The following is a 658-nucleotide window of genomic DNA, read 5'->3' as shown; positions in this document are numbered from 1 at the left end:
GACTGGGGTGAAGTCGTAACAAGGTAGCCCTAGGGGAACCTGGGGCTGGATCACCTCCTTACCTATACGACTAACTCAATACCTAAAGTGCAGCGATGCATGTGAGTGTTCACACAGATTACTTGATAGAAGAAAGAGAAATTACGTTGGGTCTGTAGCTCAGCTGGTTAGAGCGCACCCCTGATAAGGGTGAGGTCGGTGGTTCAAGTCCACTCTGACCCACCAATCTTTCCTACTCTGCGTTGGATGATAACTCGTTTAGTGTACTAAACGTCGCTATCAACCGCCTTGATTAGAAACGATTGGCAAGCCAATTTTTTTGGTAAGACCTTCATAGAAGGTAAACGTAAAATCTCAACTGCATGTAAATGGGGCTATAGCTCAGCTGGGAGAGCGCCTGCCTTGCACGCAGGAGGTCTGCGGTTCGATCCCGCATAGCTCCACCATTTACTCTTATTATGACGATAAGCATATGCATAGGTTAGAGATGCCAAAGATAAACGAAATTTTATCTTTGGCTTTTTTAAGCCCGCTCTTTAACAATTTGGAAAGCTGATAGTACTAACTAAAGGCGCATGAATGACGATTCGTTGTTATTGATGTGATTACGTTAGTGCGAAAAACGTTAATGCGAAAGCATTAACACTTGAGTTCTCAA

General features: G+C 44.1%; 2 tRNA genes and 1 rRNA gene. All 3 read left to right on the top strand.

The annotated features are described in order from the left end of the window. Nucleotides 1-61, top strand: a 16S ribosomal RNA gene (locus H5125_RS21765); the annotation flags it as partial. Between the two features lie 87 nt (nt 62-148). Further along, nucleotides 149-225: transfer RNA gene (locus H5125_RS21760), tRNA-Ile, on the top strand. Between the two features lie 145 nt (nt 226-370). Continuing rightward, nucleotides 371-446 (top strand) — tRNA-Ala (locus H5125_RS21755). Nucleotides 447-658 lie beyond the last annotated feature (212 nt).

The organism is Shewanella sp. SR44-4 (assembly GCF_014163715.1).
Taxonomy (GTDB): domain Bacteria; phylum Pseudomonadota; class Gammaproteobacteria; order Enterobacterales; family Shewanellaceae; genus Shewanella.
The sequence above is the reverse complement of the archived record's forward strand: the minus strand, read 5'-3'. Positions and strand labels throughout refer to the sequence as shown.